Here is a 20,378-nt window from a genome sequence, read left to right on the forward strand (position 1 = left end):
CAAGTTTATGATATTCTTCAAACCAAGATTCGGCGAGGCTGCGTAAACTATAATGGTTTCACCAAACCAGGGTGCCCTATGCGTACCGTTTACTTGTTTTTACTGCCCGCGGTGCTTTTTGTGGCCGGCTTGAGCCTGCCGTTCGATACGCCCCAAAAATCCGAAGTTCGAAGCTGGTCCATTGACAAGTCGCACAGTTCAGTAGGCTTTCGGGTGCGGCACTTGGGTATTAGCTATGTCAATGGGGTGTTTACAGATTACGACGCGACATTGCAATTTGACCCGGCGGACCTCAGCACGCTGAAAACGTCGGCCACCATTCGCGTGGCCAGCATCAACACGGGCATTGAGCGCCGCGACAACCACCTGCGTTCGGCCGACTTTTTCGATGCTGAACGTTATCCGGAAATTCGCTTTGTCAGCAAAGCGGTCCGGAATCTTCAGGGCAATCGGTTTCAGCTGGTAGGGGATTTGACGATCAAGGGGGTTACGAAAGAGGTGGTGCTGGATGTCGAGTTTTTAGGTACGGCGCAAGGCATGCAGGGTGAGCAGCGCGCAGCCTTTACCGCGCGGGGCACAATTGACCGTTTTGATTTCGGGCTGCAGTGGAACCGACTGACCGAGGCTGGGGGCGTTGTGGTTGGACGTGAAGTTACGCTGCTTATTGACCTCGAAGTGGTGCAGGAAAACGTTTGAAATTGCGTTATGACCAGCAGGAAACGCCCGGCCCTAAGCGGGTCGGGCGTTTTTGTTTTGCCGTCGAACCCTGTTCTAGCTCAAGCGTTGCAGGGAGCGTCTAGGGTCTGTCGCTTTGATCAACTGTATCGCCTTATGGCTGTCCGCTTTGGGGTGCTGGTTTTCCCTGGTTCTAATTGTGACCATGACGCTTATCATGCGGTAAAGCATGTAGCTGCACAGGAAGCGCGCTTTATCTGGCATAAAGAGACCCGTTTAGGAGATGTGGATGTAGTGATTGTGCCAGGCGGTTTTGCCCATGGGGACTATTTGCGCCCAGGAGCGATTGCGCGTTTTTCACCGATCATGCAGGATGTGATCCGTTTTGCCCGCGATGGAGGCCTGGTGATTGGCATTTGCAATGGATTTCAGATCCTGTGTGAAAGCGGCCTGTTGCCAGGTGTTTTACTGCGCAATGCTTCGCTTCGCTTTGTCTGCAAGTACGTGCACGTGCGTGTAGAGCAAACCGACACGCCTTTCACCAATGCCTTTACGCCTGGGCAAGTGCTGCGCATTCCGATTGCGCATGGTGAAGGCAACTATTTTGCGCTGCCCGAAGTGCTCGAGCGTCTAGAGGCAAACGGTCAGGTTGTTTTTCGGTACTGCGAGCCCGATGGTCGCGTTACTGAAGCAGCCAATCCCAATGGCTCGATGCACCATATTGCGGGTATCGTCAATGAGCAGCGGAATGTGCTTGGCCTCATGCCCCATCCAGAGCGGTGCGTCGAGGCGCTTTTGGGGAGTGCGGATGGTTTAGGTATCTTTCAGTCGCTTATCCGGCACGTAGCTGGCGTACCTGCGTGAAGCTTTATAGCAGCCAAGCAAAAAGTAAGGCAGGAAGCGCATAAGCAAAGAGTCCTGCCATAAGTGGGCGGCGCAATGCGTGGGCGCCTAAGATCCAGATCAAGGCGGTTTGTACGATCAAATTGGTTACCAGGGCAATACTTAAGGCCTGGGCAACTACGGAGATAGGGAGTGCAGGATTGTGGCTTAGTTGGGCTAGGGAGACGGCGATAGCATTGAGGCCAGCCAGGCTGCCCAGTAGCGCTGAGAGATACAGCCCAGAGGCGCCAAGATGGAGTCGAGCGGCGTGGGTCAAAAGCAGTACTAGGGCGTAGAGCAGGCCAAAAAGTAACGCGGGTTTAAGCGCAAAAGGATTTTGCAGGGCGGTAGGGGCTTCTGCGGCCTGCGTGGTGCTTTGGCGGTACAACCAGAGGCTATAGAGTCCGCCAATCCCTAAGGCTGCTCCCAAGGGTAGAGCCAGGTGGCCTAAAAGCGCTGGTGAAAGCACGGCCACAATCAAAACCAGCCGCACCAGTAGCGCTGCCCAACCCAGGAGCAGGGCTGCGGCTATGCCCGTAGGCGGGGCCGCCTCTTCCCGACTTTTACGACTCAGGCTCAACGTCAGCGCGGTGCTCGAGGCTAACCCACCGACAAAGCCAGTGACGCCTAAGCTCCGCGGCGCGCCCAGGAGCTTATCCAGCACATAACCTAAAAAGCTTAAGGCAGATACAAACACTACCATAAGCCAGATTTCGCGGGGCACCAGTACATCTAAGGGTGGGGGGCCGTAGCTACGGTCGGGCAGCAATGGGAGCAAGACGGCGGTAATCAGGCCAAACTTGAGCGTGGCAAAGACGTCTTCACGTGAAATGCGCTCGGCCAAGAGGCGTGTTTGGGGCTTAAGGGCAAGCAGCCAGGTCAGAGCTACCCCTATTGCAGCTGCCAGAACCAGTTGGTTGTGGTAGCAAAGCAGTCCGATCAAAAATGTGAGTAGCGCGGCTATTTCTGTTGTAAGGCCAATGTCGCCGCGCTGCGCGCCAATGAAGTGCGCTATACTTAGCAGCGCGCCGACAGCAGCTAACGTCAACAGTACAATCCAAGGGGTCTGGAGCAGCTCAGCCGCTAGCCCCGAAATTGCTCCTAGTAGACAGATGAGCGTAAAAGTGCGGGCACCGGCAAACAGACCTGCGCGAGCATTTTGCTCCTGTCGGTGAGCAAATTCTCGCTGCAGACCGATCATCAATCCAATGGCCAGCGCAGCGCTCAGCCGTAAGGCCAGCGCAGCAAACGACGGGGAAGGTTCCATAGGGGCGTCCAGTTAGGCAGAATCCATCGATCTATTGTAACGTAGACGCTGTGTTATGCATGAATATCCCAAACAAAGTGCCGTTTTATGTTTATCGAAACCCCTTGGACTACGCTGCTGCTGGTGTTGAACCTTTTGATTAGCGGCTATGCGCTGCTGGTAGATCCAGCGCTGATTGACCGGCTAGCGTTTCGCCCAGCACACATTTTGCGGGGACGCGAATACTACCGGATGATTACCGCAGGATTTGTACACGTCGGCTGGGCGCATCTGTTGTTTAATATGATTACCCTTTTCTTTTTCGGGCGTCCTATGGAGGTGCTCTTAGGTCCAGTACGCTTTCTGTTGATTTACTTTGGCGCTGAGCTTGCAGCCCATGGCTTTTCACTTTGGTTGCACCGCAACCGGCCTATGTATGCCGCTGTAGGTGCTTCGGGTGCTATTAGCGGTCTCCTGTTTGGCTACTGCCTGTTTTTCCCGTTTGACCGGATTTACCTGTTCTTTTTTCCCGTTGGCATTCCGGCTGTCGTGTTTGCGATAGGGTACGTGGTGCTTTCGATTTATGCTGTGCAGCGCGGTGTTCAAGACGGAGGTATTGCTCACGAGGCCCATTTGGGCGGTGCTCTTGGGGGATTGCTGTTGACGTTATTGCTAGAGCCGCAGGCTCTAACAATCTTCCTTCGACAACTTGGACTGTAGAAAAAGTGCTGCTAGGACTGGCATTCGTTGAGGAAACCAGATAACTTAACCTATTAAGTAAACGGTAAAATCTACATATTGCTCAACGATGGAACCCTTGCAGTTACATCCTGATCGTTATTTTGACCCAGACCCAACGGTTCGGCGTATTGCACGGGAGCTTTACGAGGAAATGCGCACTTTCCCGTTGGTGTGCCCGCACGGACATGTAGATCCTGCCCTACTTGCCACCAACGAACCGTTTCCTGAACCTACATCGCTGATTATCAAGCCGGATCATTACATCTTTCGGCTGCTCTACTCTCAAGGCATTCCACTAGAAGCACTGGGCATTCCACGGCAAGATGGGCAGCCTGTAGAACAGGATCCTCGCAAAATCTGGCAAATTTTTGCGGAGCACTATTATCTCTTCGCGGGTACGCCTACAGGCGCCTGGCTCGACTACGAGTTTGCCGAAGTGTTTGGTGTGCCCTATAAGCTTGATGGCACCTCAGCACAGTATGTCTATGATCACATTCTGGAGCGTTTGCAGTCTCCTGAATATCGGCCTCGCGCGTTGTTTGAACGCTTCAATATTGAAATCCTAACCACTACAGATGCAGCTACCGATACGCTGGCTTACCATCAGGCCATTCAGGCATCGGGCTGGCCAGGACGCGTGGCTCCGTGCTTCCGGCCGGATGCGGTTTTCAAAATTGCCCGTCCCGACTGGCGGGAGCAGCTGCAGCTGCTGGCGCAACGTTGCGGCTTTGCCATCACAAGCTATGAAGATTTTATTCGAGCGCTAGAGGACCGGCGTGCCTTTTTCAAAGCAATGGGGGCTTTTGCGACCGACCATGCCGTGCTGGTGCCCCGTACACATCGGCTTGAGCCCGAACAGGCCGAGGCCCTCTTTCAGAAAGCGCTGCAAGGTAGGGCAACCGAAGCGGATCAGGCCGATTTTGAAGCACACTTGCTTATGGAAATGGCCCGTATGAGCCTAGAAGATGGCTTAGTGATGCAGATCCATGCCGGTGCCTTCTATAACCATAACACCTACCTCTACGAACGCTTTGGACCCGACAAGGGTGGAGATATTCCCGTGCAGACAGAGTTTACCTACAATCTGCGGGAGTTGCTGGTCACCTACGGGAATGACCCGCGGCTGACGGTGGTTGTTTTTACCCTGGATGAATCTACCTACGCGCGGGAATTGGCACCGCTGGCTGGGCACTACCCAGCGCTTAAGATTGGTCCGGCCTGGTGGTTTCACGACAGCATCGAAGGCATGACGCGCTATCGGCAATGGATTACGGAAACGGCCAGTATCTACAATACGGCTGGCTTTAACGACGATACGCGGGCATTCTGCTCGATTCCAGCGCGGCATGACCTGGCGCGGCGGGTAGATGCCAACTTTTTAGCCACCCTGGTTGCCCGCCATATCATCGATATGTCGGATGCCCGGCGTATGGCGCGGGCGTTGGCCTATGATCTGGTCCGAAAAACCTACCGGCTCGACGAGCGCATTCCAGCTGCTGCCTAGAGGGTTCTTCGTAAAAGCTCAGCAAAGCCATGGTACCTCCACGTGACATTGGTCCTTTTGTAACGACGGAGCCCACCTCGCCTGAGCGGCGACGGTTAACAGGACGGGCGGTTGTGCCTGGCCAAGAGGCTTTACGTACGGTAGAACTCTTTGATGCTCGACCAGTAGTCAATCGCCGAGAAGCCATCATTACTGGAGAAAATTCTTCGTTTCGGTATTTGCGGTTTGCGCGGATTGCACTGGTGCCTGAGGCACCTGGCTACAGGCCCATTACGGTGCAGCTAGGCGATACAGAAGAGGCGGTTTTTTACGTCAACCGCGGCCGGGCGCGGCTAATGGTAGCCCGTCAAGCCTACGTCTTGGGTAAAGGTGACGTGCTGTATGTGGGCCTGGGGCAGCACGTAACTGTGGAGGCCGATGGCCCTTTAGCCGACATTAGCGAGTTTCGGGCCATCGATTGCCACACGGCTTATCCTGTGCAGCTGGTGCGCCATGCCGAGATCGAAGGGACGCCGCTAGCTGCCGATTTGGGGCGCAAGCGGCCCATGACGCAGCGGACCGTCTACAAGCTTGTCGACCAAAACGTGCAGGCTTGCCGGTTGCTTTTTGGCGACACCTATCTCGCACAGCCCGGGGGTGTGGGCAGCTATCCTCCACATTTCCACGGACCCGATGGACCTTACGGATTGGGCGATCGCGCTAAGGAGGAAATCTACCACTTTCGTTGTGAAAGCGAGATTCCTGGCGACACGCCCTTTGTGCTGCAAAACTGCGCTCGTCCTGGTGAACCGGTTGGGGCATACGTGCACATTTTTGACGAGCAGGCCATCAACGTCACGCCTGGCTACCATGATACGATAGCACCACCGCCAGTGCACTTTATGTTTACCTGGTGCCTAGGGGCCTACACCGAAGGCCACCGGGACTGGTCAGAGATTTACAACCGGCCAGGCTATGAAAACGAGTGGTGAAGAACCACGTTAGGAAGTAAGCTCCAAGGCAAGCGTTCGCAGCACCGAGGCTCCACTGTGTTCGTCCGTGACACGCACTTCAAGCAGGTAAGCACCGGGATCCACCTGGCGCACGTCGAGCTCGGCATGCTCGGCTAGGATGGTGCGGGTGTCTTCGTGCGTACTCTTGAGGCGTAGCACAGGGCGGTCGTCGCTGCCAAACAGGCCCAGGAACTTCTTGCGTGGTTTGGTCGGGCGCAGGGTGTACTCGACGGTATAGCGCGTGCGCTGCTGGCCATTAGGCGTAAGGCCGTAAATTTCGAAATAGAGAAACACCGCTTGGCGTACGGAAAACCGGCGCAACGGATTAGGCCACAGGTGCCAGCCATTGCGATCGAAACGGCTTTGACCGCTGGAGGGCTCCATGCGCCAGGCGGGCAAAAGATCGCTCATCTGCAATCCGGGTCCACTTAAATCAGGCACCTTTAAGGCAAAGCGCACGCTTCCTTGCAGGCGTTCTGCCTCGAGCGAGCGGCCGTGCAGCGTGGCCTGGTAGGTACCTGGGCGCAGCGTTACGGTGACAAAGTCATTGATTGCGGCTGTAGGATCGGGAAGGATGGGAATATTGCGCCGCTGGGTTTGAGCAACAAGCGGCTGCCAGGCCGAATCGTGTACCGCAAACCCCAGCTCAGCTGGGGTGTACCCTCCACTTTTACCCGTCACTTCGCGGAAAGGAGCCGCTGGCAGCGCGTAGTAAATTTCGATGCGCGTGTAGCCACTGTCGCCCCGGAATGCCAGCGGGAGGGCTTCAAGCGGCAACACCACTAGGTTGCGTGGCCATTGATACCGGTCTGAGCTGAGGCCCTGTCGATAGGTGGTTTGGCTTTGGGCGACCATCTCTTCACGCAACTCGGCAAGCTCTAGGGCGGTCGGCTGAGGCGGCCGCAGTCCAGCTTCGACCTCCCATTTGGTGCGCAGCGTGCTCATGATGCGCGAGTAGGGCGGTCCCCAGATTTCCCGATCTTCGATCATCTGGGCATTGGCCAGCACGGGCGTTAGCCGCCAGTTGTTGCCTGTGGCGCCTTCGTCGATAACAAAGTGAAAATCCATGCGTGGGTTATAGTAGCGCCACGATTCGTTAGGGACCCAGCCCATGGCAAATTCCCGCTCGCGCGACACTGATCCAGCGCGGAAGGTGTTGATTTCGCCCCGTACGGTCACAATGCGCTCGTCGGGCGCGCCATAGCGCAGATAGATGAGGCCTTTGTCATTGAATTCGCGATTGAGCGCGTAGGTGACGGGTAGCTCCAGCTCACCAAACTTATCGGGGTCGTTATGCCATAGGCGAGGGCCATCGTAGGCATAGTCCCGTTCAGCCACCAGCAACCTATGGTAGTGCTCAATAAGGCGCAGATTGATCGAGCGGCCGGGCATAGGGTCGCGACGTTCCCAGAAGGCCCGAAAGAAGGCCTGGTATTCAGCTGGTGTTTGCAGGCGGCGATAGGTTTCGAGTTCCTGGGCGGTGAAAATATACTTGCAATCCTCAAAGACAAAATGCGCGCCTAGGGGGCGATCGATGGAGCCGATGGCGCGGTCGATCAGGGCCTGCACCGAGTCGGGCCGGTTTAGGGCAGTCCAGATGCGGGCGCGGGCCAAGTAAATGGCTTGAGGAGGCCAAGCAAACCCAGGATGGACTAAAGCGGCAAAGGCGGCATCCGCTTCTCGAAGCTGCCCTTTGCGACGCAGAACTTCAGCTGCAAAAAAACGGGCATAGTCTGTGGGATGTGTGGCTAGCCAGCGGCTTGCTTCGTCCAGGTTGGTATGGTTCAAAAAGGAATGGTAAATCCGAAAAAGGCCGATGGCGGGCTCGTCAAGGTCTGGACGCAGCCGTAGTTGGGCTTCGGCTAGGGCAATGGCCCGAGCGTAGTTGCTGTCCTGCCGGTAAAGCAGGGCGTATTGGTAGAGCACATCGCGGTAGAGGCTGTCACGCTCCAGAATCCACTCAAAATGACGCCGTGCCTCACGGCGGTGCGTGGCCTGAAAAGGCGTCTGGTACTGAGCACGTTCGCGCTCGCTGATGGCCAAAAAATAGCGTGCAGCCAGGCTATTGGAGTCGATTTGCAGTGCTTTACCAGCCCAGTCGCTGGCTTCACGCCAGTTTTCGCGCACCATGGCTAGGCGTGTTAGGCCCAAATAAGCCGGCAGGTAGCGTTGGTCGAGAGCCAACGCCTCACGATAGGTCTTTTCGGCTTCCCGATAGCTTCCTCGCGCCAGCCAAGCATCCCCTTCGTCGACCAGCTGCGCTGCCGATTGGGCGTGTACTTTGCAGCTTAGGATCAATGCCCCTAGTAGAAGCATTCCACGCCAGCACCAATTCCCAGAAAAGGCCCGTTGCATGGTGGTAAGCATTTTTGAAGTTATGTTAAGAATTACCTTGTGCTTTGCTGAAAGCTCCCGCAAACTGGCAAAAAATCACTGCTTGTTGTATTGTTGAATTGTCACTCGAGTGTGTAGCCCTGTAGCGCTATGGAACTGGGAATGATTGGACTGGGACGCATGGGCGCAGGCATGAGTCGGCGGCTGCATCGGGCAGGTGTGCGCGTAGTAGGCTATGACCCCGACATAGAAGCGCGAACCCGTTTAGCCCAGGAAGGGATCGAAACCGTAGATCGACCAGAAGCTTTGGTCGCTACCTTAGCTCCTTCACGTATCCTATGGTTGATGGTGCCAGCCGGAAATACGGTCGATCAGGTACTGGAAACGCTGGCGCCGCTGCTTGCAGTAGGGGATCTGATTGTGGAAGGCGGTAATTCTTACTACCGAGATACGCTGCGTCGTGCCGAAAAGCTACAAGCACAGGGACTATTGTTTGCCGATGTGGGCGTTTCTGGTGGCCTTTGGGGCGAGACCCACGGCTATGGCCTTATGGTTGGCAGCTCTCCGGAAGCAATGACCCGGCTGCGGCCGATCCTGGAACGCCTGGCCCCAGCACCTGATCGCGGATGGGTGCATGCCGGACCTGTAGGCGCTGGCCACTTTGTCAAGATGGTGCACAACGGCATCGAATATGCCCTGATGCAAGCCTATGCTGAAGGATTTGGACTCTTAAAAGCGAAAGCTCCTTTTCAACTCGACCTGGCTGCTATTGCTGAAGCATGGCGTTACGGCACCATCATCCGAAGTTTTCTGCTTGACCTCATCGCTGATGTTCTCCGAGAAAACGCTACACTGGCCGACGTAGCGCCAGTGGTGGCTGACTCAGGCGAAGGGCGCTGGACCGTCCAAGAAGCTGTCGATTTGGGCGTGCCCGTCGATACCATCGCAGCTGCACTGTTTCGCCGCTTTGCAAGTCAGGACCCAGAGCACTATGGAGATCGCTTACTGGCTGCTTTGCGCCATGCCTTTGGCGGTCACGCCGTGCAACGTGCCGGAGCATGAACACACCAAGCTTCAAGTTGTGCCTCTATGTGGATCCTAAAACAGCTTGCCAGGCTACCGCAGAGCACCTGGCGCATGTCCTGCACGCTCGTCAACAAGGCACCCCCAAGCCGTATGCTGCAGGCAGTGAGGGACCTAGAGGACGGCACCGCATCTTGGAGTCCGGACACGTATAGCGTCGAAACGCTCATCAAGGCAGACCATGACCCCAGAATACTTTATTCGGAAGGTGATCGTATCCGCTCAGGAGAACGTCCGGCGCGGGGGTGGTCCCTTTGCTGCCCTGGTCGTACACCATGGGGAGATTCTAGCCCTAGGCACCAACCGGGTAACCACCGACAACGACCCAACGGCACATGCAGAAATCGTGGCTATCCGCGAGGCCTGTCGTCAGCTGGGCCACTTTCAGCTTACCGGATGCGACTTATACACGTCCTGTGAACCCTGTCCAATGTGCCTAGGGGCCATCTATTGGGCACGACCAGCACGGGTTTTCTACGCTGCCACGCGCTACGAAGCAGCTCGTGCCGGCTTCGACGATGCATTTATCTATGAAGAGCTGACGCGACCGGGTCCTGAGCGCCGCATTCCACTCATCCATGTCCCCGACGAAACCGCCTGGATGCCCTTTCAAGCCTGGCTTGACCACCCCGATCGCAAGCCTTATTGAGCTTTCAATGTCATAGGTGGGTTAAACGTATACGTACAGGCCGGACTGCCTTCGGGAATGTAGGCTACACGGCTGGTAGGCAGCCCCAACACGGCCTCAAAGAAACGCGCTTCCAAATAGCAAGGAAGTCGGGTATGCCGGACCGTTTCCGTGAACGGACAGTTGCATTCGCGAATCTCTAAACCTTGATCGTTGACCACAAGCTCGGGCATAAAACCTTCCTCTTCCAAAAAATCCCGCACCACGCTCAGTCGCGCTTGAAGCGTATGTGCCTCGTGCTGCGCTAGACGCCGCTCGATCTCCTGCAGACGCTCTTCCCAAAACTTCCGAAAGAAACGTTCTAAGAGCGCTTCGCCAGCCTCCTGCTTTAGGAATTGCAATAGCCGACCTAGAAGTATAGCATCGCGATTGGGAAAAAGCTGGACGCCAGTCCTTGTGAGTCGGTAAAGCAAGCGCGGCCGGCCACGTCCATGGCGCTCCATAACATGCTGCACAAGCCCGTCTCGCTCAAGTTGGGTTAGATGCTCCCGAAGCGTCGGCCGCCTCAGTCCAGTAGCTGCTTCTGCTTCGCTCAGCGTAAGCTGCCCGCGACGCTTGAGCAAGTCTAGAAGCTGTTGCTTGGTATCCGAATGCAAAACTAATCCCATTTGAAGCCCCCTGCAGGATGCTACTTAAAACTAAACGTTCTCGAAGGTTGTGTCAATAAAAAAGATTTTTTCCTTCTAAAACTTGACATGGCTCCCTGGTATTTCTACATTTAATCGTGTTTTGTCTTAAATAGATCTGCTACGTTAATTATGGCAATGCAGACCGAAAGAACGCTAGACGTGCGGCCGATCCCGCCGCGCGAAAAGCATGCAACGATCTTTGCTACGTTTGATGCGCTGGCACCGGGTGAAGCTTTTGTACTGGTGAACGATCATGATCCGCGGCCTTTGCGCTACCAGTTTGAGTTTGAGCGAAGCGGGCAGTTTACCTGGGAGTATCTGGAGCAAGGGCCAGAAGTTTGGCGCGTAAGGATCGGACGCACGGCCTCATGAAGCTGCTGCTGAGTAGCGATGCGTTGCCAACGGCCTCGCTCGAGGTGCTAGGCGAAGCCTGTCGGCGCAAGGCACTGGCCGGACTGGAGTTAGTGCTCGGGTGTGGCCAGGGTCACCACTATGAGGCCTTGCGTTGCCCTGTTGAAGCTGGCGATGAAGTGGTCGTGCCACGGGTGCCTATTTATTGGCTAGCGCTACCGGGCCGCCCACGCCTTAGTGAACTCATGACTTGGGCTGGCGAAGCGCATCGGCTGGGTGCTGGCTTGTTGCTTTGGGAACCAGTCGAAGAATTGCCCCGGCCGGTTCGGGTAGCACTAGTGCATGGAAGTGATCCGGCTGCATTGGCTTTGGCGGTTCACTGGGCCCAAAGCCAGGGTGTGCATACTTGCTATCAGCCAGAGCCGGAGGTGCTGCGCCAGGGCGGTTGGGAGGCGGTTTTGCGGCAAACCCTGCCTACACTGGCCCATGTGCGCCTACCGGGCAGCGGTCCTGAGGGCCAAACCGCTGATGCGCCCACGGGCGTAGGCGCCTTGATGGCCCATCTAGCCCTAAAGGCCTATAAGGGCACCGTAGCCCTGATTCCTTCACGCCTTGAGCAGCTGCCGGCTTGGAAAGCTTGGCTACTCCGCCGTCGCGGTTGGGGTTGTGGTACCGCAACGGTTTGCTAAGCTGCTTGCATTTGTTGGACCTACATCGTCTTACGCTTATGCATCCTTTACTCAGCAAGACCCTTGGAGAGCTGGTTGCTGCCGACGAGCGGCGGGCAGCACTCTTTGACCGCTTGGGGCTGGATTACTGCTGTGGCGGGAGGCGCACGTTAGAGGTGGCCTGTCGCCAGCGCGGCCTAGATCCAGCCTCGGTTGCGGCTGTGCTGGAGGCTTTGGAGACTACGGAAACTTTGAAAGAGCCCGCTGCCGACTGGCAGACGCGGCCGCTGGCTGAATTGATCGACTACATTGTGCGCACGCATCATGCCTACCTGCGGCGGGAGCTGCCGCGCCTAAGTGCATTGATGGAGCGGGTTGCGCAAGTACATGGCCACCAGAGCACTTGGCTGCATGAAGCCCAGAAGGTTTTCGGGCAGCTCAAGCTAGAACTCGAGGCGCACCTGCGTAGCGAAGAAGAAGTAATCTTTCCTTTGATTCAAGCGCTAGAGCAAGGCGAGGTTTTGGCAGCTGCTGGGCTGGAGGCAGTGCTCGCGCAGGCCGAATCTGAGCACAATGCAGCAGGGGAGGCGCTCGACCGGCTGCGCACGCTTTCCGACAACTACCGTGTGCCCGAATGGGCCTGCAGCAGCTTTCAGGCGCTTTTGGAAGGCCTGGCCCAGCTCGAAACCGATATGCATCGCCATGTGCATCGGGAAAACAATGTGCTGTTTCCTAGAGCACGCCGTTTGATGGCAAGGCCTACCACCTGATGCGGTCTGGTGCGTTCGGGTTGAAAAACGCTGCGAGATGAGCACGCCTGTACCATCCCGACTCGAGCTGGTCGACCGCCTGCGCTTGGTGATCGATCCAGAAGTCGGGCTCAACATTGTAGATCTTGGATTGATTTACGATCTACAGGTATCGCCTGAAGGTACCGTGGAGATCAAGTTGACAATGACCACGCCGGCTTGCCCAATGTCGAGTTATATCAAACACGAAGTAGGTAAGGTGCTGCAGCGCACCCCAGGCATCCGACGAGGTATTATTGAACTGGTCTGGGATCCCCCTTGGTCGCCCTACATGATCGACCCGGAAGTGCGGCGTTACCGTTTTCCTATGTATGCACGCTGAAAGGCAACCCACTATGGCCAATCAAATTCCAACGTTTTTGGCAACGTTGCCGGCATCGCACTTTGTAGAACTGGACGTGCGGCCGATCCTGCGCAGCGGCGGTGAGCCGTTTACACTGATCATGGAGACAGCAAGCCGTGTTCCTCCCGGTCACGTACTGCGCCTTCGGGCTACGTTTAAGCCGGTGCCTCTTTTGGGCGTCATGCGTGTCAAAGGCTGGGCCCACTGGATCGCGCACGGTGAAGGAGATGACTGGGAGGTCTGGTTTTATCGCTTAGACGACTTCAAAAACGCAACATAGGACGTGCTATGCCCTACGTCGTCACCGAACCCTGCATTAACTGCAAATACACCGACTGCGTCGAAGTATGCCCGGTGGATGCCTTCTACGAAGGACCGAATTTTTTGGCGATTCACCCGGATGAGTGCATCGATTGCAATGCTTGCGTGCCGGTCTGCCCTACAGAAGCGATTTATCCGGAAGACGAGGTGCCAGAAGCATGGGCACACTACATTGAATGGAATCGCTATCTTGCTGCGCAGTGGAAAGCTCAGGGGTTTAACATTACGGAAAAGAAAGATCCGCTGCCGGATGCTGAAGCCTGGCAACACCGGCCCAAGTCGGAGAAAGATATTTTGACCTGGGACCTGCGAGAGGCCTCGTCAAATGCGTAGCTGGTACTTGTTTTCGGTTTGGCTTCATCTTCTGGCGGCTGCGATCTGGATCGGATCGATGGTTTTTCTGGGGGCCGCCGTGATACCCCTGTTGCGCAAACCGGAATTTCTGCCTGTGCGTACGGCGATGCTCTACCAGCTTGGCCTGCGTTTTCGTTGGTTAGGTTGGATTGTACTAGGCGTGCTGCTGGTGACGGGTATCCTCAACGTTGGCTTTCGCGGCTACACGTGGGCGGATTTCTGGCAAGGGACGCTGTGGCAAGGGCCCTGGGGACGTATGCTGGCCTGGAAGCTTGTGCTGGTGTTGCTTGTGATGGTCATGAGTGCCGTGCACGACTTTTACTTGGGACCGCGCACAATGCAGCTCCTAGCGCGCGGCGAAGCCTCAGCTGAAAACCTGCGGCGCACGGCCAGCTACTTAGGACGACTGATGACGCTGTTGTCCTTAGCCATCCTGGCACTGGCGGTGTTGTTGGTGCGCGGAGGTGTTTAATCCAAAACGATGAAAGCCATGGATCCCTTTATCCTAAAGGCAACCGAAAGGGTACAATTTGCACGCGACCGGTTTCAGCCAGTCCCGTTGGTCCAAAACAATCGGCTTAAGGTGCAACTTATTGGTTTTGAGCCCGGGCAGCAAATTCCTTTGCACACGCCGGGCGTAGACTTGGTGCTAACCGTCTTGCAAGGGCATGGGCTGGTCATTGCCGGAGAGAAAGAGGGGGTTGTGGGACCAGGATCAGTGATTTTTGTGCCGGCAGGCGTTGCTCGAAGCGTTCGGGCGCATACGCGCCTGGTAGCGCTAGCGGTAGTTTCGCCACCCCCTACGGCATCCGATCACGTAGAAGTAGAAGCTGCTCTGGAGCGGGCTGAAATGACTTCTTTTGATTGTTCATCGTAAAAATACGATGAACATTCGTATTAAACGTGTTTATGAGCCGCCGGCAGTCGAGGATGGGTTTCGGGTTCTGGTGGATCGGCTTTGGCCACGCGGATTAAAGAAAAGCGCTGCCGCGCTGGATGCCTGGCGCAAGGATATGGCCCCCAGTGATGCCCTGCGGCGCTGGTTTGGTCATGATCCGTCGCGTTGGGAAGCCTTTCGGCGTCGGTATGAGGCCGAGCTGGAGGCGAACCCAGAAGGTGTTCGCTGGCTGCTTGAGCAAGCTCAGCGAGGACGGCTGACGCTGTGCTACAGCGCAAAAGACGCGGAGCACAACCAGGCCGTAGTGCTGCGGGATTATCTGCTGCGCAAAGCGTTGGAGAAGCCGCAATGCGGATACAGCGCTTCCCGTTTATAGCTTTGGGTATGGTTGCCCTACTGACCGGCCTAGCTGCGGGGTTGGAGCGGCTGGGGTGGCGGTTTGGGGTAGATGTCACGTGGGCCTTGCTTCACGGGCCGCTTATGGTGGCAGGGTTTTTTGGCACGTTGATTAGCCTAGAACGGGCTGTTGCCCTGGACCGTCGTTGGGCCTACGCAGTCCCCCTGCTGTGTGGTCTGGGTGCTGTGCTGACTTTAGCGAAAAGTCAGCTTGTGGGAGCGTTGTTACTTACGCTAGGCAGCCTGGGGCTGATAGGAATCTTTGGCGCAGCACTGCATATTCAGCGCGCGTCGTTTTTGCTGGTTATGGCAGCTGGAGCGGTTGCGTTGAGCGTGGGCAATGTCGCCTGGTTTTGGGGGCAACCTGTACCCTTGGTTGTGCTGTGGTGGATGGCGTTTTTGGTGCTGACGATTGCGGGTGAGCGGCTTGAACTTAGCCGCATGCTCTTGCACGGCGCGCACGTGGAGCGCTGGTTTTTAGGTATTGTTGGCCTATTGGGATTGGGATTGGTGCTAAGCTTTGTCAATGCGCCGCTTGCCTGGCGCCTTACGGGAGGTGGGCTACTGCTGCTGGCCTTTTGGCTATTGCGCTACGATGTGGCTCGGCATACGGTACGTCAATCCGGATTGACGCGCTTTATCGCTTGGTGTCTGCTGCTGGGCTACGGCTGGCTAATGGTAGGGGGGATGGTCATGCTCTATAGGGGGCAGCTTGTAGCCGGTCCCTGGTACGATGCCGCACTGCATGCTATATTTGTAGGATTCGTTTTTAGCATGGTGTTTGGCCATGCGCCGATCATTTTTCCTTCGGTGTTAGGCGTGCCGGTGGCTTACCGACCATTTTTCTACGTTCATTTGACCTTGCTGCATGGGGCGCTCCTCGTCCGGATTATAGGCGACGTGGCCGGATTGTGGGCGTGGCGGCGATGGGGTGGGTTGCTGAATGCAATGGCGATTGTACTTTTTCTCGCCGTTACCCTGATCACAACGTGGGTAGCGCAGCGGCAGCTGCGTGCACAAGCGACGTCGGATACGTATGCCTAAATTGTCGCGTTGGTATGTAAAAACAGCCTTAGGGTACCTGGCGCTGGCGCTGCTTTTGGGCGTAGCGCTGGTTTGGCCCACCGAAACGGCTGGATGGCGCGTCTGGCAAGGCCTTTTTTGGCCCGTCTGGATTCACCTGCTAACGGTAGGCTGGCTGACGCAACTGATTTTTGGGGTGGCATTTTGGCTTTTCCCTCGGCACTCGCGCATGCGGCCTTACGGTCCGCAGCAGTTAGCCTGGACCGCCTATCCGCTGCTGAATGCAGGCATCCTGCTGCGGCTTTTTGCCGAGCCAGCTATTGCCTGGACGGCATCGCCCCTATGGCGGGGCCTTGCGGGACTTTCGGCTGCATTTCAGTGGGTAGCGGGAACGTTAATGGCTGTGTATCTATGGACTCGGGTCAAGCAGCGCTAAGCTATGCCGCGCGTAAGCTATTGGATGGTTCGGCTAGCCCTCGTGCATCTGTTTTTGGGCTTTACGGTAGGAGCCTGGCTGCTGCTCTACAAGGCACAGTGGCTAGCAGGCATTCCGGGCTTGCGGGCGTTGCATGTGGAGCTGGTGCTGTTAGGCTTTATGGTGCAACTGGCCGTGTCGGTAGCTTGGTGGATCCTGCCGCGCGTGCGTGGTGAACGTCCCGCAGATCAAGGCGCTTGGATAGCCGGTGTGCTGTTTACGCTGGGCGTGTGGTTCGTTGGCCTTGGGGCTGTCGGTAGCATTCCGAAACTTCAATGGGCTGGCCGTATTCTTGAATTGATGGGCCTTATGGGTTGGGCGCGATTGCTCTGGCCTAGAATCCTGGCCGCTAACCGCCACCATGCAGCACAGCCGGAAGGCACCAGCTCTGAGGCACCGTAGTGGACGTTGCGTTTGAAACCTACTTAGCAAATCCCATGGAAACCTATTTCTTATCCCTACCCGAGCGACAGCAGCGGGCTCAAGCTTTGCTAGGGTCGTCGCGGCAAGCTTTGGAATTGGCCTGGCAAATGCAGCAGCAAGGTCAATGGGCCGAAGCAGCTGCGCAGACGCTCCAGGCACTCAAGCAGGCGCTGCAAGCGTTTCTGCTGTTCCACAACGCGTCTTTGCCCGAAGATGCTTCGCTGCGGGATTACTGGCGAAGGGCTGTACCCTTGGCCAGTAGTCTAGAACTGTTTGCAAACCGCACGGAAATGCTGGAAGCTTTGGTGGCTGCACTGACCGACGGTCGCGTGCCTTCGGTTGCCGAACGCGAGGCCGTTCGTGCAGCCTGGTATGTAGCCCGTAACACGCTCACTACCCTGCTGGGCGAATTACCCGCCTCACTGCATCCCGAAAGCAGCACGTAACTTGCCGTATCTTTCCTGTGCTCCCGGGGGTGTAGTGTCTTACCTAATCGCCACGATAGTCGCTTCCGGCCTGGTCTGCTATCGGTTATTCTGATTTTTGGCAAATTTGATGTTCGCTTCGGCCAACCTGTCAGGGTGCAAAGGCCGTTCACACTCCTCTTTCAAAACCCAACATTGACCTGCCCCCTTAAAAAATTGGGCCCTGGCGGGCCCTTGGCCTTGACAGAAAAGGATATAACCTATAGCTTAAACGGTTAAGTCACCACTTGAGCTGTGTACGCGTCGATGCGTTTTGCCTTGCTTTTGGTTAGCACCCTGCTGGGGGGGATGCTTTCTGGTTGTGCTTCCTCGCACGACGACGAGCTGGTGTTGCGTTTGGCGCATGCTTTAGGGCCTACGCACTCTGTGCATCAGGCTATGGTGTACCTAGGTGAGCGGTTGGAAGAAAAATCTGGTGGTCGAATACGTGTAGTGGTATACCCTAGTCAACAGTTGGGTTCGGAGCGGGAATTGTTGGAACTGATGCAGATTGGCAGCCTGGCTATGGCCAAGGTGTCGGCGGCGGTTTTAGAGGGTTTTGTGCCCGAGTATCAAGTTTTCAATCTGCCCTATTTGTTTCGGGACGACGCGCATCGCTTTAAGGTGCTAGAAGGACCCATCGGTCAGGAATTGCTTCGGGCGGGTGAGCGCGTACTTTTGCGTGGCCTGTGCTACTATGATGCCGGCAGCCGGAGCTTTTACACGGTAACGCGGCCGATTTACACGCCTGACGATTTGCGGGGGTTAAAGATTCGCACGCTTGAAAGCCCTTCGCAGATTCAGATGGTTAATCTCATGGGGGGCTCGGCCACACCCATTCCCTGGGGAGAGGTGTTTACAGCGTTGCAACAGGGGATTGTTGACGGCGCTGAAAACAATCCGCCTTCGTTTTACCTGTCGCACCACTACGAGGTCGCGCGTTTTTATACGCTCGACGAGCATACCTCTATCCCCGATGTGCTGCTCATTAGCCTGCACGTGTGGCATCGGCTTACGCCGCAGCAGCGGCAGTGGGTACAAGAGGCGGCTTTGGAGTCTGCCGAGTATCAAAAGCAGCTTTGGAAGCAGTCGACAGAGGAAGCGCTCCGAGCTGTAGAAGAGGCGGGGGTGCAGATCATTCGTCCAGATAAGCAAGCTTTTGCCGAGAAAGTTGCGCCCATTTACGCGCAATACCGCACGCAGCCCGACCTGTATCAACTGATCGAACGCATTCGCGCAGTGGAGTGACATGGATCGCCTCAAACGCCTGATCGACCAGTTGCTGGCCATCTTGGTCATTGTCATTATGGCCGTACTGGTGCTGGACGTCATCTGGCAGGTTTTTACGCGTTTTGTGCTGCGTAATCCTAGTTCGTATACAGAAGAGCTTGCGCGTTTTCTGCTTATCTGGTTGGGATTACTGGGCGGGAGCTATGCCGCCGGTCAGCGCCTGCATCTGGCGGTAGATTTGCTGCCCATGCGCTTGCAAGGGCGGCGTCGCAAGCAGCTAGCGTTGGTCATTGAAGCCTGCATGTTAGCTTTTGCCTTGCTGCTTATTGTGGGTGGGGCCCGTTTGGTGTGGCTGATGTTGTACCTTGGACAGACTTCAGCAGCCCTTCGGGTACCATTGGGTTATGTTTATTTGGCTTTGCCGCTCAGTGGCGTACTTATCGGATTTTACGCGGTCTACCACCTGTGGCGAGGTATGCGTGAACTTCGCGCGGGTGTGTCGGATGCAGCGGCCTCATCGGACTAAACTACCCAAACGCTTATGGAGTGGGTTGCGGTTCTGATCTTGATTGTCTCGTTTGCGCTGCTGCTGATCTTGGGAGTACCGATTGCGGTGTGCATCGGGCTGGCAACAATCTTGACGATGCTGCCCAGCATGCCGCTCATGCCGGCTTTAACAACCGAGGCGCAGCGTATTGCCACGGGACTGGACTCCTTTACTTTGCTCGCGATTCCTTTTTTTGTGCTGGCTGGACATTTGATGAACCGGGGAGGAATTGCAAAGCGGCTGGTGAATTTTGCCGAAGCGGCCCTAGGAATGCTTCCGGGGGCCCTGGCGCATGTGAACATCTTAGCGGCCATGCTCTTTGGGGCCATTTCGGGCTCGGCGGCTGCAGCTGCTTCGGCTCTCGGTAGTATTATAGGACCGCATATGGTCCGTGAGGGCTACGACAAAGGCTATGGCGTGGCGGTCAATGTGACCTCAGCTACTACGGGATTACTTATTCCGCCGAGCAATATTCTCATTGTGTATTCCCTGGCTTCTGGTGGGACTTCGATCGCTGCGTTGTTTCTGGCCGGATATATCCCAGGAATCCTGTTAGGTCTGTTCTTGATGGGGGTAGCAGGCTGGATTGCTTGGAAACGACGCTACCCCATAGCTGGCCGACCCAGCTTGCGCCGGCTTTGGACAACGTTCTGGGAGGCCGTGCCTAGCATGATGCTGCTGGTGATCGTCATTGGTGGGATCATTGCCGGCATTTTTACGGCAACTGAGGCTGCTGCTGTGGCTGTCGTGTATGCTTTACTTCTGGCACTGCTTTATCGTGAGCTGCGGTGGCGTGAGCTTCCAAGCGTTTTGCTAGAGGCCTCGACAACTACAGCCATCGTCCTGTTTTTGATTGCCACTTCGATGGCCATGTCTTGGATTTTGGCCTATGAAGAGATCCCGCAACGGGTAAGTGAGGCCTTGCTTACGCTAACGCATAACAAGCTCCTTATTCTTTTGATCATCAATTTCATCTTGCTGGCTGTGGGTACGTTTATGGATATGACGCCAGCTGTGCTGATCTTTACCCCGATTTTTCTGCCTGTAGCGCTGAGTTTGGGTATCGATCCGATTCACTTTGGGATCATCATGGTGCTCAACCTTTGCATTGGGCTGTGCACGCCGCCTGTGGGCACGGTCCTGTTTGTGGGACTAAGCGTGGCACAGGCTTCGATGACACGCGTGCTCCCATCCTTGTTGCCTATGTACGGCGCGATGATTATTGCGTTGCTTTTGGTTACTTACCTGCCCGAACTGAGCCTGTGGTTGCCTCGGATTTTTGGATACGTGAACTAAACCTAC

Annotated in this window: 26 protein-coding genes; 23 read left to right on the plus strand and 3 right to left on the minus strand. The window is 56.0% G+C overall.

Annotated features, from left to right (window positions below):
* Positions 1 to 78: 78 nt before the first annotated feature.
* Both J8E65_RS07040 and purQ read left to right on the plus strand, forming a co-directional pair.
* Positions 79 to 696 (plus strand): YceI family protein, encoded by a 618-nt coding sequence (locus J8E65_RS07040; RefSeq protein WP_210375024.1) that lies wholly within the window; start codon positions 79 to 81, stop codon positions 694 to 696.
* A 135-nt stretch (positions 697 to 831) separates the two neighbouring features.
* Positions 832 to 1,539 carry a phosphoribosylformylglycinamidine synthase subunit PurQ gene (gene purQ, locus J8E65_RS07045; RefSeq protein WP_210375029.1) on the plus strand — a complete coding sequence of 236 codons (708 nt, stop codon included), beginning with the start codon at positions 832 to 834 and terminating at the stop codon, positions 1,537 to 1,539.
* Positions 1,540 to 1,543: 4 nt separating this feature from the next.
* Here the strand turns inward: purQ and J8E65_RS07050 are convergent, their stop codons facing one another.
* Complete coding sequence (locus tag J8E65_RS07050) at positions 1,544 to 2,824, minus strand: MgtC/SapB family protein (protein ID WP_210375031.1); 1,281 nt, start codon at positions 2,822 to 2,824, stop codon at positions 1,544 to 1,546.
* 87 nt (positions 2,825 to 2,911) lie between these two features.
* Here J8E65_RS07050 and J8E65_RS07055 point away from each other — a divergent pair, with 87 nt between their 5' ends.
* From J8E65_RS07055 to J8E65_RS07065, 3 genes are all read left to right on the plus strand, one after another.
* A complete protein-coding gene (locus J8E65_RS07055) occupies positions 2,912 to 3,523 on the plus strand; it encodes a rhomboid family intramembrane serine protease (protein ID WP_210375032.1) in 612 nt (203 codons plus the stop codon).
* 88 nt (positions 3,524 to 3,611) lie between these two features.
* Positions 3,612 to 5,048 (plus strand): glucuronate isomerase, encoded by a 1,437-nt coding sequence (uxaC, locus tag J8E65_RS07060; RefSeq protein ID WP_210375034.1) that lies wholly within the window; start codon positions 3,612 to 3,614, stop codon positions 5,046 to 5,048.
* 29 nt (positions 5,049 to 5,077) lie between these two features.
* Positions 5,078 to 6,019 (plus strand): 5-deoxy-glucuronate isomerase, encoded by a 942-nt coding sequence (locus tag J8E65_RS07065; protein WP_210375036.1) that lies wholly within the window; start codon positions 5,078 to 5,080, stop codon positions 6,017 to 6,019.
* Between the two features lie 9 nt (positions 6,020 to 6,028).
* On the opposite strand, the gene J8E65_RS07070 is transcribed toward J8E65_RS07065, so the two are convergent.
* A complete protein-coding gene (locus J8E65_RS07070) occupies positions 6,029 to 8,395 on the minus strand; it encodes a GWxTD domain-containing protein (RefSeq protein WP_210375038.1) in 2,367 nt (788 codons plus the stop codon).
* 129 nt (positions 8,396 to 8,524) lie between these two features.
* On the opposite strand from J8E65_RS07070, the gene gnd reads away from it, so the two are divergent.
* Complete coding sequence (gnd, locus tag J8E65_RS07075) at positions 8,525 to 9,436, plus strand: phosphogluconate dehydrogenase (NAD(+)-dependent, decarboxylating) (protein WP_237181766.1); 912 nt, start codon at positions 8,525 to 8,527, stop codon at positions 9,434 to 9,436.
* A gap of 202 nt (positions 9,437 to 9,638) precedes the next feature.
* Positions 9,639 to 10,106: a nucleoside deaminase gene (locus J8E65_RS07080; protein WP_210375039.1), complete on the plus strand. Its 468-nt coding sequence runs from the start codon at positions 9,639 to 9,641 to the stop codon at positions 10,104 to 10,106.
* Here J8E65_RS07080 and J8E65_RS07085 read toward each other — a convergent pair.
* The gene (locus tag J8E65_RS07085; RefSeq protein ID WP_210375041.1) at positions 10,100 to 10,753 is read right to left on the minus strand and encodes a helix-turn-helix transcriptional regulator; all 654 of its coding nucleotides are present in this window, start codon (positions 10,751 to 10,753) and stop codon (positions 10,100 to 10,102) included. The two genes, J8E65_RS07080 and J8E65_RS07085, sit on opposite strands and share 7 nt — an antisense overlap.
* A 150-nt stretch (positions 10,754 to 10,903) precedes the next feature.
* Here J8E65_RS07085 and J8E65_RS07090 point away from each other — a divergent pair, with 150 nt between their 5' ends.
* The 16 genes from J8E65_RS07090 to J8E65_RS07165 all read left to right on the plus strand — a co-directional run bounded on the left by J8E65_RS07090 (position 10,904) and on the right by J8E65_RS07165 (position 20,372).
* The gene (locus tag J8E65_RS07090) at positions 10,904 to 11,146 is read left to right on the plus strand and encodes a DUF2249 domain-containing protein (protein ID WP_210375043.1); all 243 of its coding nucleotides are present in this window, start codon (positions 10,904 to 10,906) and stop codon (positions 11,144 to 11,146) included.
* Complete coding sequence (locus J8E65_RS07095) at positions 11,143 to 11,814, plus strand: hypothetical protein (RefSeq protein WP_210375044.1); 672 nt, start codon at positions 11,143 to 11,145, stop codon at positions 11,812 to 11,814. Before J8E65_RS07090 ends, J8E65_RS07095 begins: the two co-directional genes overlap by 4 nt.
* Positions 11,815 to 11,828: 14 nt before the next feature.
* A complete protein-coding gene (gene ric, locus J8E65_RS07100) occupies positions 11,829 to 12,563 on the plus strand; it encodes an iron-sulfur cluster repair di-iron protein (RefSeq protein ID WP_237181769.1) in 735 nt (244 codons plus the stop codon).
* Positions 12,564 to 12,600: 37 nt separating this feature from the next.
* Entirely contained in the window at positions 12,601 to 12,924 is a 324-nt protein-coding gene (locus J8E65_RS07105; RefSeq protein ID WP_210375046.1) for a metal-sulfur cluster assembly factor, read from the plus strand.
* 13 nt (positions 12,925 to 12,937) lie between these two features.
* Entirely contained in the window at positions 12,938 to 13,225 is a 288-nt protein-coding gene (locus J8E65_RS07110; protein WP_210375047.1) for a DUF2249 domain-containing protein, read from the plus strand.
* An 8-nt stretch (positions 13,226 to 13,233) separates the two neighbouring features.
* A complete protein-coding gene (gene fdxA, locus J8E65_RS07115) occupies positions 13,234 to 13,599 on the plus strand; it encodes a ferredoxin FdxA (protein ID WP_210375049.1) in 366 nt (121 codons plus the stop codon).
* Complete coding sequence (locus tag J8E65_RS07120) at positions 13,592 to 14,092, plus strand: DUF4149 domain-containing protein (RefSeq protein WP_210375050.1); 501 nt, start codon at positions 13,592 to 13,594, stop codon at positions 14,090 to 14,092. Before fdxA ends, J8E65_RS07120 begins: the two co-directional genes overlap by 8 nt.
* 18 nt (positions 14,093 to 14,110) lie before the next feature.
* Positions 14,111 to 14,497 carry a cupin domain-containing protein gene (locus J8E65_RS07125; protein ID WP_210375052.1) on the plus strand — a complete coding sequence of 129 codons (387 nt, stop codon included), beginning with the start codon at positions 14,111 to 14,113 and terminating at the stop codon, positions 14,495 to 14,497.
* 7 nt (positions 14,498 to 14,504) lie between these two features.
* The gene (locus J8E65_RS07130) at positions 14,505 to 14,894 is read left to right on the plus strand and encodes a DUF488 domain-containing protein (RefSeq protein WP_210375053.1); all 390 of its coding nucleotides are present in this window, start codon (positions 14,505 to 14,507) and stop codon (positions 14,892 to 14,894) included.
* Positions 14,867 to 15,958: a hypothetical protein gene (locus tag J8E65_RS07135; RefSeq protein WP_210375055.1), complete on the plus strand. Its 1,092-nt coding sequence runs from the start codon at positions 14,867 to 14,869 to the stop codon at positions 15,956 to 15,958. Before J8E65_RS07130 ends, J8E65_RS07135 begins: the two co-directional genes overlap by 28 nt.
* Positions 15,951 to 16,373 (plus strand): hypothetical protein, encoded by a 423-nt coding sequence (locus tag J8E65_RS07140; protein ID WP_210375057.1) that lies wholly within the window; start codon positions 15,951 to 15,953, stop codon positions 16,371 to 16,373. Before J8E65_RS07135 ends, J8E65_RS07140 begins: the two co-directional genes overlap by 8 nt.
* Before the next feature lie 3 nt (positions 16,374 to 16,376).
* Positions 16,377 to 16,814, plus strand: coding sequence for a hypothetical protein (locus tag J8E65_RS07145; RefSeq protein WP_210375060.1), 438 nt, complete (start codon positions 16,377 to 16,379; stop codon positions 16,812 to 16,814).
* Between the two features lie 35 nt (positions 16,815 to 16,849).
* On the plus strand, positions 16,850 to 17,281 hold the full coding sequence (locus tag J8E65_RS07150; RefSeq protein ID WP_210375062.1) for a hypothetical protein: 432 nt from the start codon (positions 16,850 to 16,852) through the stop codon (positions 17,279 to 17,281).
* Positions 17,282 to 17,566: 285 nt separating this feature from the next.
* Entirely contained in the window at positions 17,567 to 18,547 is a 981-nt protein-coding gene (locus J8E65_RS07155; RefSeq protein WP_210375064.1) for a TRAP transporter substrate-binding protein, read from the plus strand.
* A 1-nt stretch (position 18,548) separates the two neighbouring features.
* On the plus strand, positions 18,549 to 19,055 hold the full coding sequence (locus tag J8E65_RS07160; protein ID WP_210375066.1) for a TRAP transporter small permease: 507 nt from the start codon (positions 18,549 to 18,551) through the stop codon (positions 19,053 to 19,055).
* Positions 19,056 to 19,070: 15 nt separating this feature from the next.
* The gene (locus tag J8E65_RS07165; RefSeq protein ID WP_210375068.1) at positions 19,071 to 20,372 is read left to right on the plus strand and encodes a TRAP transporter large permease; all 1,302 of its coding nucleotides are present in this window, start codon (positions 19,071 to 19,073) and stop codon (positions 20,370 to 20,372) included.
* The last annotated feature ends 6 nt before the right edge of the window (positions 20,373 to 20,378 follow it).

This window comes from Rhodothermus bifroesti, assembly GCF_017908595.1.
In the GTDB taxonomy this organism is placed as follows: domain Bacteria; phylum Bacteroidota; class Rhodothermia; order Rhodothermales; family Rhodothermaceae; genus Rhodothermus; species Rhodothermus bifroesti.

Bases quoted from the DNA above. Each gene is read 5' to 3' on its own strand.
- J8E65_RS07095 (WP_210375044.1), top strand. From the start codon at position 11,143: ATGAAGCTGCTGCTGAGTAGCGATGCGTTGCCAACGGCCTCGCTCGAG.
- purQ (WP_210375029.1), top strand. From the start codon at position 832: ATGGCTGTCCGCTTTGGGGTGCTGGTTTTCCCTGGTTCTAATTGTGAC.
- J8E65_RS07040 (WP_210375024.1), top strand. From the start codon at position 79: ATGCGTACCGTTTACTTGTTTTTACTGCCCGCGGTGCTTTTTGTGGCC.
- J8E65_RS07130 (WP_210375053.1), top strand. From the start codon at position 14,505: ATGAACATTCGTATTAAACGTGTTTATGAGCCGCCGGCAGTCGAGGAT.
- J8E65_RS07110 (WP_210375047.1), top strand. From the start codon at position 12,938: ATGGCCAATCAAATTCCAACGTTTTTGGCAACGTTGCCGGCATCGCAC.
- J8E65_RS07085 (WP_210375041.1), bottom strand. From the start codon at position 10,753: ATGGGATTAGTTTTGCATTCGGATACCAAGCAACAGCTTCTAGACTTG.
- J8E65_RS07090 (WP_210375043.1), top strand. From the start codon at position 10,904: ATGGCAATGCAGACCGAAAGAACGCTAGACGTGCGGCCGATCCCGCCG.
- gnd (WP_237181766.1), top strand. From the start codon at position 8,525: ATGGAACTGGGAATGATTGGACTGGGACGCATGGGCGCAGGCATGAGT.
- J8E65_RS07065 (WP_210375036.1), top strand. From the start codon at position 5,078: ATGGTACCTCCACGTGACATTGGTCCTTTTGTAACGACGGAGCCCACC.
- J8E65_RS07125 (WP_210375052.1), top strand. From the start codon at position 14,111: ATGGATCCCTTTATCCTAAAGGCAACCGAAAGGGTACAATTTGCACGC.
- uxaC (WP_210375034.1), top strand. From the start codon at position 3,612: ATGGAACCCTTGCAGTTACATCCTGATCGTTATTTTGACCCAGACCCA.
- J8E65_RS07050 (WP_210375031.1), bottom strand. From the start codon at position 2,824: ATGGAACCTTCCCCGTCGTTTGCTGCGCTGGCCTTACGGCTGAGCGCT.
- J8E65_RS07080 (WP_210375039.1), top strand. From the start codon at position 9,639: ATGACCCCAGAATACTTTATTCGGAAGGTGATCGTATCCGCTCAGGAG.
- J8E65_RS07140 (WP_210375057.1), top strand. From the start codon at position 15,951: ATGCCTAAATTGTCGCGTTGGTATGTAAAAACAGCCTTAGGGTACCTG.
- J8E65_RS07105 (WP_210375046.1), top strand. From the start codon at position 12,601: ATGAGCACGCCTGTACCATCCCGACTCGAGCTGGTCGACCGCCTGCGC.
- J8E65_RS07145 (WP_210375060.1), top strand. From the start codon at position 16,377: ATGCCGCGCGTAAGCTATTGGATGGTTCGGCTAGCCCTCGTGCATCTG.
- J8E65_RS07165 (WP_210375068.1), top strand. From the start codon at position 19,071: ATGGAGTGGGTTGCGGTTCTGATCTTGATTGTCTCGTTTGCGCTGCTG.
- J8E65_RS07160 (WP_210375066.1), top strand. From the start codon at position 18,549: ATGGATCGCCTCAAACGCCTGATCGACCAGTTGCTGGCCATCTTGGTC.
- J8E65_RS07120 (WP_210375050.1), top strand. From the start codon at position 13,592: ATGCGTAGCTGGTACTTGTTTTCGGTTTGGCTTCATCTTCTGGCGGCT.
- J8E65_RS07055 (WP_210375032.1), top strand. From the start codon at position 2,912: ATGTTTATCGAAACCCCTTGGACTACGCTGCTGCTGGTGTTGAACCTT.
- J8E65_RS07150 (WP_210375062.1), top strand. From the start codon at position 16,850: ATGGAAACCTATTTCTTATCCCTACCCGAGCGACAGCAGCGGGCTCAA.
- fdxA (WP_210375049.1), top strand. From the start codon at position 13,234: ATGCCCTACGTCGTCACCGAACCCTGCATTAACTGCAAATACACCGAC.
- J8E65_RS07070 (WP_210375038.1), bottom strand. From the start codon at position 8,395: ATGCAACGGGCCTTTTCTGGGAATTGGTGCTGGCGTGGAATGCTTCTA.
- J8E65_RS07155 (WP_210375064.1), top strand. From the start codon at position 17,567: ATGCGTTTTGCCTTGCTTTTGGTTAGCACCCTGCTGGGGGGGATGCTT.
- J8E65_RS07135 (WP_210375055.1), top strand. From the start codon at position 14,867: ATGCGGATACAGCGCTTCCCGTTTATAGCTTTGGGTATGGTTGCCCTA.